Here is a 17,721-nt window from a genome sequence, read left to right on the forward strand (position 1 = left end):
TTTGCTATGCTTTTGCTATATATTTTAAATATAATAGGCCTTAATTTTTAAATAATTTAATATTAAATTTTACATATTTTAGGAACTCTTTTTAATGGAACTTCAATCTTTAATATATCTTTTTGTAGGAATATCATTTACAATATATTTTGGAATAGCCCTTTGGACAAAATCTACATCTACAAAAGATTTTTATATTGTAAAAAAAGCCAATAATAAAACTATTTCAAATGGTCTTTCTATAGCTGTTGATTTTATAAGTGCAGCTACATTTATCTCTTTTGCTGGTATTTTTTTATACTCTTATTCACTTACAAACTATATTATTGTAGGAATTATTTCAGGATTTTTTATACTCATATTTATCATTGCTCCAAAAATAAGAGAGAAAAATGAACTATCTATTCCATCATTTTTTGATATAAAATATAGTAGTTTAGAGATTAAAAAACTATCTGCTTTTATAATTTTAGCTATATCTTTTTTATATCTTTGCGCTCAAATAAAGGCAACTGGAATAATCTTTTCAAGAATTTTTCAAATAGAGTTTACACTTGCTTTACTTTTTGCATCAATTTTAACTTTTTTTTATGCAACTATATTTGGTAAAAAAGAGTTCTCTTACTCTTATATTCTTCAATATATTATTATTCTTTTCTCTTTTGCAACTCCAATTATATTTTTAACTATATCATTAACAAATAGTTTTATCCCTCAACTTGCAATCTTTTCATCTATACAAAATACAGAAAATTTAGTAGTTGAAATTCAAAATAGTTTTAATATATCTTTAAAAGAGAGTAGCTTTTTAACTACTACTTTTTTAACTATATCTTTAGCTCTTGGAGTTGCTACTTTACCACATATTTTAACAAAATTTTTTCATACAAGTAGTGTTGAAAATAGCAAAAAAAGTGCAATTTGGGCAACTGTTTTTATAGCTTTAATATACTCTTTTTTAATATCATTACCAGCACTTTCATACATAAATTTTTCAAAAAATATCTCAAATGTAGAGTATAAATCTTTTATAAAAGATGAATTTATAAATGATAAAAATGAGCAAATCTATGGTAAGTGGCTTAAAACTTGGGAAGATACAAATTTAGTAAAATATAGTGATGAAAATAGTGACAATCTTGTAACTTTAAATGAGTTAAAAATAGATCCAGATACAATCTTTTTACTAAATAGTGAAGTTAATAATATGCCAAATTGGGTAATTGCTTTAGTAATTTCAGGTGCACTTGCTGCAACTTTATCAACAATTACAGGACTTTTACTATTAATAAAAGCGACTTTAGTAAATGAATTTTTACCAAACAATAAAAAAATATCAAAACTTAAATTAAACTCTATTTTAGCTATTTTAATTGTATTCGCAACTTTATTACAAATAAATAATAGTTACACTATTTTACAAATAGTTCTTTTGGCTTTTAGTATTAGTGCAGCAACTTTGTTTCCAACAATTATTTTAACTATTTTTAAAAATATAGATAAAAAATCAATATTTTTTGCTCTTTTAATATCTTTTTTATTTGTAGTTATTTACACAATTGTCTATAATTTTAAAGTTGAGCAGAGTAATTACTTTTTGTATTTAATACCAGAATCAATTGGAATAGTTGGAGCATTTTTAAACTTTTTTATAGCAATAATTGCATCAAAATTTATATTTTCAAAAAATAAAAAATCTAAGGAGATAAGATGAGTATTCAAGATCAAGAGGTTTTTTTATCAAAAATCCACCCTTTTGAAGTTTTAAGCCCAAGCCAAATGGCAAAATGTCTTGAGCATATGGATATAGCTTATTATCCAAAAGGAACTATTTTAATAAGTCCAAACAATATTCCCAATCACTTTTTTTTAATTATAAAAGGTTCAGTTTTTGAATACAATAGCGATAATGTAGTAGTTATGGATTATCAAAGTGAAGATACTTTTGATTCAAACTCACTTATTTATAATAAATGTTCAAATACTTTTAAAGTAAATGAGGAGCTAATTTGTTATGAATTAGATAAAAAAATGTTTTTAAATTTAATAGATGCAAATCAGGAATTTAAAGATTTCTTCTTAAAAGATTTAGTAAATAAATTAAGAACTTTAAAAGAGAAAGAGAATGCATCTCAACTATCATCTTTTATGATTGCAAAAGTTCAAGATACTCTAATTCACGAGGCTTGTATTGTAAAAAAAGATACAAAACTAATAGATGCCATTGAAAAATCAATGCAGTTTAAAACTTCAACAATTATAGTTGAAGGTGAAAATAAAGAGTATGGAATAATAACTGATTCGCTTTTAAAAGTAAAAGTTTTACTTCAAGGAAGAGATTTAACAATACCTGTAAAAGATATTGCTATCTTTCCACTTTTAACAATTAATAAAAATGATTATCTGTTTGATGCTCTTACAATTTTAGTTAAAAAAAATATAAAAAGAGTTGGTGTTGTTGATGATAATAAAAATATGGTTGGAGTTTTAGAACAAATAGATATATTATCTCACTTTGCAAATCATACTTATGTAATTGAATCAAAAATCAATAGTGCAAAGAGTATTGAAAATTTAAAAGAGGCAACAAAAGATTTTATGGATATTATTACATCTTTACAAGCAAAAGGTGTAAAAATACATCATATCTCTAATTTAATTGGTCAATTAAATACAAAACTATATCAAAAAGTTTACTCACTTATAGTTCCAGAAGATTTACAAAACAGCTCTTGTATTTTTGTAATGGGAAGTGAAGGAAGAAATGAACAGATTATAAAAAATGATCAAGATAATGCTTTAATAGTAAAAGATGGTATTGATGTAGAACAATACAGACCTTATATGCAAAAAATTACTGATGCACTCATTTTCTTAGGGTATCCACCTTGTAAAGGAAATATTATGGTTTCAAATCCATAATGGTGCAAAAATTATAGTGATTTTAAAAATGATTTAAATAAATGGTTAAACAATAGCTCAAATATGAAAGATTTTTTAGATTTAGCAATATTTATAGACTCTTATGCTGTTGCTGGGGACAAAAATCTTTTAATTGATTTAAAAAATATTCTATACTCAAAAAAACATAGTGCAATATTTTTGGCATATTTTGCAAAATCAACAACGGCATTTGATACCCCAACAACTGTATCAAATTTTATGGGGAAAAATGATTTAATAAATATTAAAAAAGCAGTTATATTCCCAATTATTCACGGAATTAGAAGTTTTTCTTTAAGAGAGGGAATTAAAGAGACAACAACTGTAAAAAGAATTCAACTTTTAGAACAGAAAAATATTTTAGATAAAAAAATGAGCGCAGAGATTCTTGAAGCACTTGAAATAGCAAACACAATAAGATTAAGACATCAACTAGAGCTTATTCAACAAAATCAAGAGTTAAACAACAATATAAATGCAAATGAGATTGGAAAAATAGAGAGAGATTTACTAAAAGAGAGTCTTAAAATTGCAAATGAGTTTAAAAACTTTGTAAGCTATGTATTTAAACTAGATAAGATTTATTAAAATGTTTAAAAAAATTTTAAAATCATGGAATAGAAAAAAGCTATTAGATAAAAGATTTGATTTTTTATTTGATGAGCCACCGTTTGAAGAGTATGTTAGTTTAGATTGTGAAACTACAGGATTAAATCCAAAAAAAGATGAGATTTTATCTATTGGTGCTGTTTTAGTTAAAGAGAATAAAGTTCTTATGAGAAATACATTTAATATATATTTAAAACCATCAAAAAGTATAAATATAGAATCAATTAAAGTTCACCACTTAAGAGAGATTGATTTAGAAAATGCAATAGAACCAAATGAAGCTATATATAAACTACTTGAATTTATAGGATCTCGTCCTATTGTTGGTTACTATATAGATTTTGATGCAACAATTATCTCAAAATATACAAAAAATTTACTTGGTATAAAACTACCAAATGAAAAAATAGAGGTATCATCAATATATTATGATACAAAAAAATCAAAAGATAACTACGGTTTTATAGATTTAAAATTTGACACTATTATGAAAAATCTCAATATTCCAACTTTAGGTAAACATGATGCATTAAATGATGCTATTATGACTGCTATGATTTTCTTAAAACTAAAAAAATATTTAAAAAAATAGATTCTTTTTATCAATTTAAAGCCTATTTTATAGGCTTTTAGTAAATCTATATCATTTATTTCAAATCTTTTTTCAAATGCTATGCTTTTGCAACTAAAATACTTTAATATTTCAGTTAATCTTATTTTAGGAGAAAAAATGGATAACAAATTAGTAGAAAGGATTAAAGCTAATCCTAAATACCATGAACTTGTTTCAAAAAGAAGTTCTTTTGCTATTAAATTAGCTATTTTTGTGTTAGTAGTTTATTACGGTTTCGTTTTAACTATAGCATTCAACAAAGAGTTTTTTGCAACAAAACTTTCAGCTGAGGGTGTTATGACTGTTGCTTGGCCGATTGCAGTTACAATTATTATAATTGCATTTATTACAACACTAATTTATGTTGTAAGAGCGAATGGTGAGTTTGAAGACTTAGAAATGTCAATTAAAAATGATGTAAAGGATATTATGTAATGTTGAAAATATTATCTTTATTAGGGTTATCATCATTAGCACTATTTGCAGGTGATGGAGAGAACGCAGTTAATATTCCTGCTGTTATTATGTTTTTTGTATTTATCGTTGCTACAATGGGTATTACAAAATGGGCTGCTAGTAAAACAAAATCTGCTTCAGATTTCTATACAGCAGGTGGAGGAATCACTGGATTTCAAAATGGTCTAGCTATTGCTGGAGATTATATGTCTGCTGCTTCTTTTCTTGGTATTTCTGGAATGATTTTCCTACACGGTTTTGATGGTATGATTTATGCTATTGGATTCTTAGTTGGTTGGCCAATTATTCTATTCTTAATGGCTGAGAAATTAAGAAACTTAGGTAAATTCAACTTTACAGATATCGCTGCATATAGACTTGATGAACAAAAAATAAGAGTTTTAGCTGCATTTGGTTCTTTATCAGTTGTAACTTTCTATTTAATTGCTCAAATGGTTGGAGCTGGAAAACTAATTGAAGTATTATTCCATATTCCTTACGCTTGGTCTGTTATTTTAGTTGGAGCTTTAATGATTATTTATGTAACTTTTGGTGGTATGCTTGCAACTACTTGGGTACAAATTATTAAAGCTGTATTACTATTATCAGGTGTAACATTTATCGCTATTATGGTTTTATATCACTATGGATTCTCATTTGTTTCATTAGCAACTGAAGCTGTAAGTATACATGCTAAAGGTGAAGCTATTTTAAGACCAGGTCCATTCGTATCTGATCCTGTTTCTGCTATATCATTAGGACTTGCTTTAATGCTTGGAACTGCTGGTTTACCTCATATTCTTATGAGATTCTTTACAGTTGGAAATGCTAAAGAGGCTAGAAAATCTGTTGTTTATGCAACTGGTTTTGTTGGTTACTTCTACTTAATTATTGGAGTTGTTGGTTTAGGTGCTATTGTTTTCCTAAATACTCCTGAAGGTGCTATATTCTTTGATGAAGCTGGTAAATTAATTGGTGGAAACAATATGGCTGCAGTTCACTTATCTGAAGCTGTTGGTGGTTCTGTATTCTTAGGATTTATTGCTGCTGTTTCATTTGCTACAATTCTAGCAGTTGTTGCTGGTCTTACACTTGCTGCTTCTAACTCAATTGCACACGATTTATATGCAATCGTTATTAGAAAAGGTCAAGCTACAGATGCTGAAGAGATGAAAGTTTCTAAAAGAACAGTTCTTGTAATTGGTATTGTTGCAATTTTATTAGGATTTGCATTTGAAAATCAAAATATTGCATTCATGGTTGGTCTTGCATTTGCTATTGCTGCAAGTGCGAACTTCCCAATTTTATTTTTATCAATTTATTGGTCAAAATTAACAACTAGAGGTGCATTTATTGGTGGATTCATTGGTCTTATTACAGCTGTTGTATTAGTTATACTAAGTAAAACTGTATGGGTAGGTATCTTTGGATTTGAAACTGCTATATTCCCATATACTCAACCTGCACTATTCTCAATTCTTGCAGCGTTTATTGGAATTTGGTTCTTCTCAATCACTGATAAATCAGCTAGAGCAGAAGAGGATAAAGCTGGATTTGAAGCTCAAAAAATTAGAGCTGAAACTGGAATTGGTGCTGATGGAGCTGTATCACACTAATAAAATTTCTAAAGAGAGATCTCCTCTCTTTAGTATCTTAATATTAACTTAATTTATACTATTAATTTTAATAATTTATTTATCATTTTTTGTTACTTTTTTACATCCATTTATATTTAAAATACTCTATAAAACTACTTTACAATTGAAAAATAAAATTTTCTTTGTATAATCATACTACTTTGTCAATTGACAAAAATAAAAAGTCGCAGGAGAAGATATAGTATGGATGAGAAATTAGTTGATCTAATAGAGTCAAATCCTAAATATAAAGAGCTGGTTTCTAAAAGAAACTCATTAGCTTTAAAATTAGGAATTTTTGTTTTGGTAATGTTTTATTCATTTATCACAGTAGTTGCATTTAATAAAGATCTATTTGCAATAAAAGTAGCAGAAGGTTATATAACAACTATTGCATTTCCTATTGCATTAGCAATTTTAGTTATTAGCTTTTTAACAACGCTAATTTATGTAAGACGGGCAAATGGTGAGTTTGATGATCTTACAAATGGAATTAAAAAAGATGTAAGGGAGTTTTTATGATTAGAATAATAACTCTACTTTTTTTAACTTCACTTACTCTTTTTGCTGCAGGTGATGCAACTTTTGAGGGTAAAAGAGATTTAAATCTTGCAGCAATTGCAATGTTTTTAGTATTTATTGTTGGAACATTAGGAATTACTTATTGGGCGGCTAAAAGAACAAAATCTGCTAGTGATTTCTATACGGCTGGTGGAGGAATAACTGGATTCCAAAATGGTTTAGCAATTGCTGGAGACTACATGAGTGCAGCTGCATTTTTAGGAGTATCTGGACTTATTTATATGAATGGATATGATGGAATTATCTATGCTGTTTCATTTTTAGTTGGTTGGCCTGTAATTTTGTTTTTCATGGCTGAAAAATTAAGAAACTTAGGTAAATTTACATTTGCTGATATCGCTGCTTATAGATTAGGACAAAAAGAGATTAGAACTTTAGCTGCATTTGGTTCTTTATCTGTTGTTGTTTTATACTTAATTGCGCAAATGGTTGGGGCTGGAAAACTTATTCAAATTCTATTTGGTATGGAGTATGAGTATGCTGTATTTATGGTTGGAGCACTAATGATTATTTATGTAACATTTGGTGGAATGCTTGCAACTACTTGGGTACAAATTATTAAAGCTGTTTTACTTCTTTCTGGGGTTTCATTTATGGCTATTATGGTTTTATGGCACTTTGGATTTAATTTTGAATCATTAGCTCAAACTGCTGTAAATAATCATGCAAAAGGTGAAGAGATTTTAAAACCAGGTGGATTTTTAAGTGATCCAGTATCTGCTATCTCTTTAGGTATGGCTTTAATGCTTGGAACTGCTGGTCTTCCTCACGTACTAATGAGATTCTTTACAGTTGGAAATGCAAAAGAGGCTAGAAAATCTGTTGTTTATGCAACTGGATTTGTTGCATACTTTTGGGTAATTATCTCTATTGTTGGACTTGGAGCAATTGCATTTTTAAACAGTGCTGAAGGTGCTCAATATTTTGTTGATGGAAAACTATTTGGTGGATCTAATATGGCATCAGTTCACCTATCTCATATGCTTGGTGGAAATGCTTTCTTAGGATTTATTAGTGCTGTTGCATTTGCTACAATTTTGGCTGTTGTTTCTGGACTAACTCTTGCAGGTGCTAGTGCAATTTCACACGATATTTATGCGAATGTTATAAATCCAAATGCAAGTGATGAGAAAATTGTAAAAATTTCAAAAATAACTGTTATAATTGTAGGTATTGTTGGAGTTACACTTGGAATTGCATTTGAGTCTCAAAATATTGCATATATGGTTGGACTTGCATTTGGAATCGCTGCAAGTGCTAACTTCCCAATTTTGTTTTTATCAATTTATTGGTCAAAATTAACAACAAGAGGTGCATTTATTGGTGGATTTATGGGATTAATTACAGCAGTTTCTCTAGTAATTTTAGGTCCAAATGTTTGGGTACAAATTTTAGGAAATGAAAAAGCAATTTTCCCTTATGCTCACCCTGCACTATTCTCTGTTACAGTTGCCTTTATTTCAATTTGGTTCTTCTCTATAATTGATAACTCAAAACGAGCTACAGCAGAGAGAGCTATGTTTAGAGCTCAAAATGTTAGAGCTAACACTGGAATTGGTTCAGCAGGAGCAGTTTCACACTAAAAATATCAAAAAGAGAATCTCTTCTCTTTTTGATTTTGCACTACTTTAAATATAGGAGAGATGAGTATGCAAGAGCAAAAAAAATTTATTTCAAATATTCACCCATTTAATAATTTAAATACATTTGAGTTGGACGATTTAGTTGAAGAGCTAGATATTGTCTATTTTAAAGCAAACTCAATAGTTCAAGCACAAGATAGTAATCCAGAGTTTTTATATTTTGTTTTAAAAGGTTTAATTCAAGAGATAAACGATGATGAAGTTTTAAGTGTATATTCAAAAGGTGAGATATTTGATTCTGTATCTTTGATAAAAAATCATAGTAAAAATAGTTTTGTGGCTATCGAAGAGAGTATCTGTTACGCTCTTAAAAAAGAGAGATTTATGCAGATTTTAAGCTCAAATCAACAACTAGAAAACTATTTTTTTCAATCCATTTCAGATAAGTTAAACAATAATATCTTAAATGAAAAAAATAAAGATATGGCAAATATTATGATTGCCAAAGTTAAAGATGCAAAAATTCATAAAGCTGTAGTTGTTGATACAAACAAAACAATATTTGAAGCAGCTACAATCATAAAACAAGAGAAAATTCCAACACTATTATTAAAAGATGAAAATGCTGAAATGTATATTGTAACTGATTCAGATTTTAGACAAAAAGTTATTTTAAATAGAATGGATTATGATGATTTGGTTGTAAAAATTGCTTCTAAGGGATTAATTTATATAAATGAAGATGATTTTTTATTTAATGCTCAACTTCAAATGGCAAAACATGGATTAAAAAGAGTAGTTGTAAAAAATGACCATGATGAGATTGTTGGAATTCTTGATCAAATATCTCTTTCATCATTTTTTGCAACAAATACTTTTGCAGTTTCAAATCAAATAATTAATGCTGAAACATTAGAAGAGCTAAAAGAGGCTTCACACTCATTTATAAAAATAATTAAATCACTAAATGCAAAAGGTGTAAAAATAGAGTTTATCTCTAAATTAATAAATCAACTAAATAAAAAACTTCTTGATAAACTATATAAACTTTTAGCTCCAAAAGAGCTTATTGGAAAATCTTGTTTAGTTGTAATGGGAAGCGAAGGAAGAGCTGAACAAATACTAAGAACCGATCAAGACAATGCACTCATTATTTCAGATGATTGCTCTATTAGTGAAGAAAAACTAAGAGAGTTTACTCATCTTTTTACAGAGACTTTAGTTGATTTTGGATTTCCTAGATGTGAAGGAAATATAATGGTTTCAAATCCATATTGGTGCAGAAAACAAAGCGATTTTAAAGAGCTTATTTATGAGTGGGTAAATAGTCCAAGTGGTGATAACTTTATGAATATTGCAATATTTTATGATGCACTTTGTGTATCTGGAGATATTGAAATTATTAAAGAGTTAAAAAATTATCTATTTAAAATATCTTCAAACTCTCAAAGTTTTTATACAAATTTTGCAAGAGTTATAAATAGTTTTGATGTTCCTTTAGGGTTTTTTGATGGTTTTGTATTTAATAGCAAAGATGAAAAACATAAAGATGAGATTGATATAAAAAGAGGTGGTATTTTTATAATTGTTCAAGGAATTAGATCTTTAAGTATTCAAAACAGAGTTTTAAATACAAATACAATAAAAAGAATAAATAGCTTAAAAGAGTTAAAAGTTTTAGATGATGAGAGCGCAAAAGAGTTGATTATGGCATTTAATATTTTAAATAGTTTAAAACTAAAAGCTAGTTTAGAGAAACTTGATAAAAAAGAGAAGATAGATAATTTTGTAAATCCAAATAGATTAACAATTATGGAAAAAGATTTACTAAAAGACTCTTTTAAAATAGTAAATAGACTAAAAAAACGATTAGAAAACCACTTTAAGCTTAACTATGTTTAGAAATATTTCAAACTACTTTAATAAAAAAAATTTAAAAGATAAAAAATATAGTTTTTTATTTGATAAACCTTTAAAAAATGAGTATATTTGTTTTGATTGTGAAACAACAGGATTAGATCCACAAATTGATGATATTATCTCTATTGGTGCTGTAATTATAAAAGATAATACAATAGTTTCAAGTAAAAAGTTTGTAAGATATATTAAACCTAAAAATAGCTCTTTAGATGAAAAATCAATCAAAATACACCATATAAGAGAGTGTGATTTAAAAAATGGATGTGAAATAGAGGATGTGATTTTAGATTTTTTAGAGTTTATAGGAAATAGGACTTTAGTTGGATATTTTTTAGATTTTGACAAAAATATGATAAATAAATACCTAAAACCACTATTGGGAATAACTCTACCAAATAGAAGTATAGAGGTATCTGAGATTTATCACGATTTTAAAATTGAGTTAATCCCTCAAAGCTTTATAGATTTAAAATTTAAAACTATAGTAAATGATTTAGATATTCCAGAATTTGGAAATCATGACTCTTATAATGATGCAATAATGACTGCAATGATATTTTTAAAACTAAAAAATCATCCAAATGTAAAAATAAAATAGATGAATTTATCAAAATTTAAATCAGAAAAAGAGATACTAAAACTCTCTATATTTACCACAATTTTTTTAGCAATTCTTGGTTTGATTTTTGGTCTGCTAGCTAGTTCTGCAACTATTATTTTTGATAGTATTTATGGAATGATAGATGCTTTAATGACTATTTTAGCACTTGTTGTTGCAAAATTAATTACAGCTTCAACTTCAAAAGATATTATCTCAAATAGACTTGAAAAACATTTTACAATGGGCTTTTGGCACCTTGAACCAATTGTTTTAGGAGTAAATGGAATACTTTTAATAGGTGCTTCAATTTATGCTTTTATAAATGCAATTGATAGTATTTTACTTGGAGGAAGAGAGATAATCTTTTCTTATGCAATTATTATAACTGCTATTTCTATTGTAGTTGAGATTACTTTGGGAGTTTTTATAAGAAAAGCAAATAAAGATATTAATTCAGAATTTTTAAAATTAGACTCTATTAGTTGGTTGATTTCAGCTTCCATGTCTTTTGCTTATCTTATAGCTTTTGGTTTTGGGTACTTTGTAAAAGAGGGAGAACTCTCTTGGATTACACCATTTATTGACCCTTTTATTCTAATTTTTGTATCAATTTTAGTAATTCCAATGCCTTTTAAAACTGTTAAACAAGCACTTGCAGATATTTTGCTTGTAACTCCATCTTCTTTAAAAAATCATGTTGATATTGTTGCAAAAAATATTGTAAATAAATATGCCTTTGACTCTTTTAGAGCCTATGTTGCAAGAGTTGGAAGAGGAAGACAGATTGAACTTTATTTTATAGTTCCAAAAAGTTGGCCAGCAAAAAAACTTGAAGAGTGGGATATGCTTCGTGATGAGATAGAGAAAGATTTAGGAAAAGAGGATCCAAATCTTTGGCTTACAATAGTTTTCACAACTGATTTTGAGTGGGCAGAATAAAAAAATTATTTAAGTTTTAATTAGATATTATTTCAAAAAATTAATTATAAATTTTAATATAAATTTAAGAAAAAGGATAGAAATGTTGATTTTCGTTTTAAATGCAGGTTCTTCTTCACTAAAATATCAATTAATTGATATAAAGTCTAAAGAGCTAAAAGCTAGTGGTTTAGTTGAGAGAATCGGTATTGATGGGATTTTAAAACATGAAATTGGAGAGAATAAAAAAATTACTTTTGAACTTCCAATTCCTACACACAAAGAGGCAATTGAATTAGTTCTTAGAATTCTTACAAATGATGAGACAAAGGTTATAAACTCTATTGATGAGATAAAAGCTATTGGACACAGAGTTGTACATGGTGGAGAGTATTTTAAAGGCTCTGTTATTGTTGATGATGAAGTTATTAGAAAAATAGAGGAGTTAATTCCTCTAGCTCCTTTGCATAATCCTGCAAATATTTTGGGTGTAAAAATTTGTCAAGAGTTAATGCCAAAAGTTCCAAATGTAGTAACTTTTGACACAGCATTCCACCAAACAATGCCAATGGAAAACTTCTTATATGCAGTTCCTTATGCTGATTATACAGAGCATCACTTAAGAAAATATGGATTTCATGGAACAAGTCACTACTATGTATCACAAGAGGCTATTAAGCTTTTAAATAAAAAAGATAGCAAAGTTATCGTTTGTCATCTTGGAAATGGATCATCTGTTTGTGCTGTTAAAGATGGAAAATCAATTAGCACTTCTATGGGTCTTACTCCACTTGAAGGTTTAGTAATGGGTACAAGAAGTGGAGATATTGATGCTGGTGTTATTCCATATTTAATGGAAAAAAAAGGTCTATCTCACACACAAATTCTTGATTATTTAAATAAAAAATCAGGGATTCTTGGAGTTTCTGGAGTTAGTTCAGATTTAAGAGAGGTTATAAAAGCTGCTAATGATGGAGATAAAAGATCTAAAATAGCAATTACTATGTTATGTGATAGAATCAAAAAATATCTATGCTCTTATGCAGGACTTATGCATGGTGTTGATGCTATTTGTTTTACTGCTGGAATTGGAGAAAACTCTGATTTAATTAGAGAAAAGGTTTGTGAAGGTTTAGAGTTTATGGGAATTGAGATTGATAAAGATAAAAACTCAAAAAGAGAGAAAGGAAACAAAGAGATAAATACAAAAAACTCTAAAACAAAAATCTTTGTTATTCCTACAAATGAAGAACTTGTAATAGCAACTGATACTTATAATCTACTAAAAAAGTAAAAATCTTATAAAATAATTTAGAGCAAAATGTAAAATCTACACATTTTTGCTCTTTTTTTTACAAAAATTCACTCAAAAAAAAGCTATTTTTGTGCTACTTTAATGCTATTTCTTTTAACTATAATTTTTTCTAAATTTGAATAAAGAAAGGATATTGCAAGATGGGTTTAATTGAAAATATTAAAGCAAAAGCAAAACAAAATTTAAGAACTATCGTTCTTCCAGAAAGTGAAGATGAGAGAGTTTTAAAAGCTACTGAGCAAGTTTTAAAAGATAAGACTGCAAATATCATTTTAATAGGAAATGAAGATACTATAAAAGCAGACTCTGCAAAATGTGGTGCAAATATAGAAGGTGCAAAAATCATAGATCCAAAAAAATTTGCAAATATAGATAGATATATTAATGAGCTTGTTGAACTTAGAAAAAGTAAAAATCTTTCAAAAGAAGAAGCTACAAATTTAATGTTAAACGAACCAAGATTTTTTGGTTGTATGATGGTAAGACTTGGTGATGCTGATGGTTTAGTTGCAGGTTCAAACTCTCCAACTGCTGATGTTTTAAAAGCTGCAATTCAAGTTATTAAAACAGCACCTGGAATAAATACTGTTTCTTCTACATTTATTATGGAAACTGCTGATGGTAAATTTGGAGACAATGGTCTAATTTTATTTGCAGATTGTGCTGTTATTCCAGATCCAACATCTGAACAATTAGCAGATATTGCAAGTGCAACTGCTGCAACTGCTGCAAGTGTTGTTGGACTTGAGCCAAGAGTTGCAATGTTAAGCTTCTCTACAAAAGGAAGTGCTGCTCATCCACTTGTTGATAAAGTAACAAATGCTTGTGATATATTAAAACAAAGAGGTGTAAATTTTGAATTTGATGGTGAACTTCAAGCTGATGCTGCAATTGTTGCAAGTGTTGGTTCTAAAAAAGCTCCTGATTCAAAAGTTGCAGGAAAGGCAAACATTTTAGTATTCCCTGATTTACAATCTGGAAATATAGGTTACAAACTGGTTCAAAGATTTGCAAATGCAGAGGCTCATGGACCTATTATTCAAGGTTTAAATAAACCTGTAAATGACCTTTCAAGAGGTTGTTCTGTTGAAGATATTTCAAATTTAGTAGCTATTACAGCAACACAAATTAAATAAAAAATTAAATTTCAAAAAAAGGAAAAATATGTTAGTTTTCGTATTAAATGCAGGAAGTTCTTCGGTTAAATACCAATTAATGAATCCAGTTATTAAAAAAGTTTTTGCTTCAGGAATTTGTGAAAGAATTGGTATAGATGGTGTTTTAAAACATGAGTATAAAGATGGGAAAAAACTTGTTTTAAATATTCCTATGCCAACTCACAGAGAAGCTATTAATGCTGTTTTAACTACTCTAACAAGTGGAGAAGGTAAAGTTATTGACTCAATTAATGATATTGAAGCAATCGGTCATAGAACTGTTCATGGTGGTGAAGAGTTTGCTAGTTCTGTTTTAATTACTCCTGAAGTAATTGATGCTATGAAAAGATTATCTCCATTAGCTCCTTTACATAATCCTGCAAACATTACAGGAATTGAAATTTGTCAAGAGTTAATGCCAGGTAAACCAAATGTTGGTGTATTTGATACGGCATTTCATCAAACTATGCCAGATTATGCGTATATGTATGCACTTCCTTATGATCAATATACAAAACATGGTATTAGAAAATATGGTTTCCATGGAACAAGCCACTACTTTGTATCAAATGAAGCAAGAGCTATGTTAGAGAAAAAACACAATACTAGAATTATTGTTTGTCACTTAGGAAATGGTTCATCTGTAAGTGCTGTATTTGATGGAAAATGTATTGATACATCTATGGGATTAACTCCTGTTCAAGGTCTTATGATGGGAACTAGAGTTGGAGATATTGGAGCTGGAGCTATTCAATATATGATGAAACAAGAAGATATTACTATTGATCAAGCACTTGATATTATGAATAAAAAATCAGGAATCCTTGGAATCTCTGGAAAATCTTCAGATTTAAGAGAAGTTTTAGATGGTATGGCTCAAGGTGATGATAGATGTAGACTTGCTATTGATATGGTTGCATATAAAATCAAATCTTATGTTGGAGCTTATGTTGCAGCACTAAATGGTGTTGATGCACTTTGTTTTACAGGTGGAATTGGTGAAAATGCAGCATTAATTAGAGAAAAAGTTTGTGCTGGACTTGATGCTATGGGACTTGTAATAGATCCAACTAAAAACAATGTTAGATCAAGTGAAGCTAGAGATATCTCTACAAATGCATCACCTGCAAGAATCTTTGTAATTCCAACTCAAGAAGAGTATGTAATAGCAAATGATACTTATAATATTGTTGCTGGTGGAAGTAGAAGAAAATAATCTTTATTTTCCTCTTTAAAAAAGGTAAAGATTTTTCTCTTTACCTTTTTTTATTTTATATATTAAATCGCTTTTAAACTACTTGAAAAACTCATCACAATTTTAGATATAGTCTCTGTTAAAAACTTATCCATAAATTTCTCAAATTTATCCTCTTTTTTCCAAACAGCTTTTTCAACTTGGCTTAGTTCTATTAAACTATTTTTTGCAAAAGTTATATTTGAAACCTCATCTACAAGTCCAACATCTTTTGCCATTTGTGCTGTAAAAACTTTTGCATCTGCAAAATTTTGTTGATTTTTAATATTCAAATTTCTAGCAGTTGCAACATCTAAAACAAACATATTATATGTACTATTTATTAAATTTTGAAGCTCTTTTTGCTCAAAATCAGTCCACCTTCTAGTAATTGTTCCACTCTCTTTATATTTTCCAGCTTTTACAGTTTGAGTTTGAACTCCAACTTTTTGTAAAAGTTCACTTGCATCAAATCCTTGCATAATAACTCCAATAGAACCAACAATTGTTCCAGGATTTGCAATAATTTTATTGGCCCAAATAGATGCATAGTAACTTCCACTTGCAATTGTTCCACTTGCATATACAACAACTGGTTTTAACTCTTGCAACTCTTTTATAGCCAATGCTATTTCAATAGATGGAGCAACAGCACCTCCTGGACTATTTACAAACAGTAAAACACCTTTTATATTTGTATCATTTTTAGCTTTTTCAATATTTTCTAACACTTTTGTAGGATCAACTATCTCACCTATTAAATCTATTTTTTGCAAGTTTGCAAAATTGTTGCTCATAAGTTCTTCATCATTTGAGCTAAAAAATAGAAAATATACAATTGTTAAAAAAACAATAGTTTTAAAATATTTTGTAACAAAATCAAAAAACCAAATAACTGGTGAAAAAAGTTTTTTTATAAAATCAAACAAACTCTCCTCCTATAATAACTCTATTTATCTCTTTTGTGTGTAAAATTATGTGCATATAAATATCTTCTATATCCTCTATATTTGAAGGAAGAGAAAAACCTATAATATCTGCATCATAACCATTTTCTAATCTACCTTTGCTATTTTCAAAACCTAAAGCTTTTGCTCCACCAACAGTTGCAGCTTTTAATAAAATTTTTGAAAATTTAACTATATTTTTTTCATAATGAATATGTAATAGTGCTCTTAACTCATCAAACATACTTAAAGAGCTATTTGAACTAAGTCCATCTGTTCCAATACTTAAATTTATATCTTCTAATTTATCTAAATCTAGTCTGCTATTATTTAAAAATCTATTTGAAACAGCACAGTGATTTATAGATGCATTTAACTCTCTTATTTTACTAAGCTCCTCTTTTTTTGCCTCTACACAGTGAGTAAAAGATAAGTTTCTTACTCCATTAAATAGATTTAAAAACTCCATTGGTCTGTTTGTAGCTGTTGATTGATTTAAAAAATTTGTAAAAAACTCTAAAAAGCTTCCTTTATCTTTTCTAAGCCACTTTTTTTCTTCAATTGACTCTAAAAAGTGAGAAGTAACCACTGTATTATCAATCTTTGCTAGATTTAAAACCTCTCTTGTTAAAAATGGATGAACTGAGTATGGTGAGTGAATTGCAATTGCAGCTTTAAAATTTTTGCTATTGTGTTTTTGTGCTTCATAAAATCGTGCTTTAAAATCAGCAAAAAGTGCATCTATCATATCTGGCTTTGATCCAATTACTTCACAAAAAAATATCTTATTTATTGGACTTTTTAAAATAGCTTCCAAATCAAAAGAGTATGAAGAGATTGCACCAATAGTTGTTGTTCCACTTCTTAAAATATTATCTAACTCTTTTTTAATTAAAGATGTCTTTGCTTTGTTTATTAAAGGCTCTCTATATTTTATAACTGAGTTTAACCAATCATAAAAATTTCCATATTTAAGTGTAGTTTTATTTGCACTAAACTCCAAATGAAGATGTGAATTTATAAGCCCTGGCATTAATACAGAGTTTGCTCCTAAATCAACAACTTCAAGATGAGCATATTTTCTTTTTATAAAACTATATGTGGCTACCTCTAAAATCTTCTCATCAAATACAACAGCACCATCTTTTATAACTTTAAAATTCTCATCAAATGTTAAAAGATATTTTGCTTTTAAAATTTTCATAA

At 28.1% G+C, this 17,721-nt stretch carries 16 protein-coding genes; 14 read left to right on the top strand and 2 right to left on the bottom strand.

Going from position 1 to position 17,721, the window contains the following annotated elements:
* Positions 1 to 94 precede the first annotated feature (94 nt).
* The 14 genes from ASKIR_RS08205 (at position 95) to ASKIR_RS08265 (ending at position 15,550) form a co-directional block, all read left to right on the top strand.
* The gene (locus tag ASKIR_RS08205; RefSeq protein WP_066349849.1) at positions 95 to 1,714 is read left to right on the top strand and encodes a VC_2705 family sodium/solute symporter; all 1,620 of its coding nucleotides are present in this window, start codon (positions 95 to 97) and stop codon (positions 1,712 to 1,714) included.
* On the top strand, positions 1,711 to 2,922 hold the full coding sequence (locus tag ASKIR_RS08210; RefSeq protein WP_228255679.1) for a DUF294 nucleotidyltransferase-like domain-containing protein: 1,212 nt from the start codon (positions 1,711 to 1,713) through the stop codon (positions 2,920 to 2,922). Before ASKIR_RS08205 ends, ASKIR_RS08210 begins: the two co-directional genes overlap by 4 nt.
* A gap of 63 nt (positions 2,923 to 2,985) precedes the next feature.
* Positions 2,986 to 3,531 carry a putative nucleotidyltransferase substrate binding domain-containing protein gene (locus tag ASKIR_RS10345; protein WP_228255680.1) on the top strand — a complete coding sequence of 182 codons (546 nt, stop codon included), beginning with the start codon at positions 2,986 to 2,988 and terminating at the stop codon, positions 3,529 to 3,531.
* Position 3,532: 1 nt separating this feature from the next.
* On the top strand, positions 3,533 to 4,144 hold the full coding sequence (locus ASKIR_RS08215) for a 3'-5' exonuclease (protein ID WP_066349846.1): 612 nt from the start codon (positions 3,533 to 3,535) through the stop codon (positions 4,142 to 4,144).
* Positions 4,145 to 4,282: 138 nt separating this feature from the next.
* Positions 4,283 to 4,600 (top strand): DUF485 domain-containing protein, encoded by a 318-nt coding sequence (locus tag ASKIR_RS08220; protein WP_066349844.1) that lies wholly within the window; start codon positions 4,283 to 4,285, stop codon positions 4,598 to 4,600.
* Entirely contained in the window at positions 4,600 to 6,237 is a 1,638-nt protein-coding gene (locus ASKIR_RS08225; RefSeq protein ID WP_115588159.1) for a cation acetate symporter, read from the top strand. Before ASKIR_RS08220 ends, ASKIR_RS08225 begins: the two co-directional genes overlap by 1 nt.
* A 225-nt stretch (positions 6,238 to 6,462) precedes the next feature.
* Positions 6,463 to 6,780, top strand: coding sequence for a DUF485 domain-containing protein (locus tag ASKIR_RS08230; protein WP_066349819.1), 318 nt, complete (start codon positions 6,463 to 6,465; stop codon positions 6,778 to 6,780).
* The gene (locus ASKIR_RS08235) at positions 6,777 to 8,423 is read left to right on the top strand and encodes a cation acetate symporter (protein ID WP_115588158.1); all 1,647 of its coding nucleotides are present in this window, start codon (positions 6,777 to 6,779) and stop codon (positions 8,421 to 8,423) included. The genes ASKIR_RS08230 and ASKIR_RS08235 overlap by 4 nt, the downstream gene beginning before the upstream one ends.
* A 66-nt stretch (positions 8,424 to 8,489) precedes the next feature.
* Positions 8,490 to 10,325 carry a putative nucleotidyltransferase substrate binding domain-containing protein gene (locus ASKIR_RS08240; protein ID WP_170256937.1) on the top strand — a complete coding sequence of 612 codons (1,836 nt, stop codon included), beginning with the start codon at positions 8,490 to 8,492 and terminating at the stop codon, positions 10,323 to 10,325.
* Positions 10,318 to 10,941 carry a 3'-5' exonuclease gene (locus ASKIR_RS08245; RefSeq protein ID WP_066350408.1) on the top strand — a complete coding sequence of 208 codons (624 nt, stop codon included), beginning with the start codon at positions 10,318 to 10,320 and terminating at the stop codon, positions 10,939 to 10,941. Before ASKIR_RS08240 ends, ASKIR_RS08245 begins: the two co-directional genes overlap by 8 nt.
* Positions 10,942 to 11,883, top strand: a complete 942-nt coding sequence (locus tag ASKIR_RS08250; protein ID WP_066350407.1) for a cation diffusion facilitator family transporter — start codon at positions 10,942 to 10,944, stop codon at positions 11,881 to 11,883. It begins immediately after the preceding gene.
* Between the two features lie 82 nt (positions 11,884 to 11,965).
* Positions 11,966 to 13,156, top strand: a complete 1,191-nt coding sequence (locus ASKIR_RS08255) for an acetate/propionate family kinase (protein ID WP_066160543.1) — start codon at positions 11,966 to 11,968, stop codon at positions 13,154 to 13,156.
* A gap of 161 nt (positions 13,157 to 13,317) precedes the next feature.
* A complete protein-coding gene (pta, locus tag ASKIR_RS08260) occupies positions 13,318 to 14,313 on the top strand; it encodes a phosphate acetyltransferase (RefSeq protein WP_066350406.1) in 996 nt (331 codons plus the stop codon).
* A 28-nt stretch (positions 14,314 to 14,341) separates the two neighbouring features.
* Positions 14,342 to 15,550, top strand: a complete 1,209-nt coding sequence (locus ASKIR_RS08265) for an acetate/propionate family kinase (RefSeq protein ID WP_066350405.1) — start codon at positions 14,342 to 14,344, stop codon at positions 15,548 to 15,550.
* Positions 15,551 to 15,612: 62 nt separating this feature from the next.
* On the opposite strand, the gene sppA is transcribed toward ASKIR_RS08265, so the two are convergent.
* Both sppA and mqnF read right to left on the bottom strand, forming a co-directional pair.
* On the bottom strand, positions 15,613 to 16,497 hold the full coding sequence (sppA, locus tag ASKIR_RS08270) for a signal peptide peptidase SppA (RefSeq protein ID WP_066350402.1): 885 nt from the start codon (positions 16,495 to 16,497) through the stop codon (positions 15,613 to 15,615).
* Positions 16,490 to 17,719, bottom strand: a complete 1,230-nt coding sequence (gene mqnF / locus ASKIR_RS08275) for an aminofutalosine deaminase family hydrolase (RefSeq protein ID WP_115588156.1) — start codon at positions 17,717 to 17,719, stop codon at positions 16,490 to 16,492. The genes sppA and mqnF overlap by 8 nt, the downstream gene beginning before the upstream one ends.
* Between the last annotated feature and the right edge of the window lie 2 nt (positions 17,720 to 17,721).

This window comes from Aliarcobacter skirrowii CCUG 10374 (genome assembly GCF_003544835.1).
In the GTDB taxonomy this organism is placed as follows: Bacteria; Campylobacterota; Campylobacteria; order Campylobacterales; family Arcobacteraceae; genus Aliarcobacter; species Aliarcobacter skirrowii.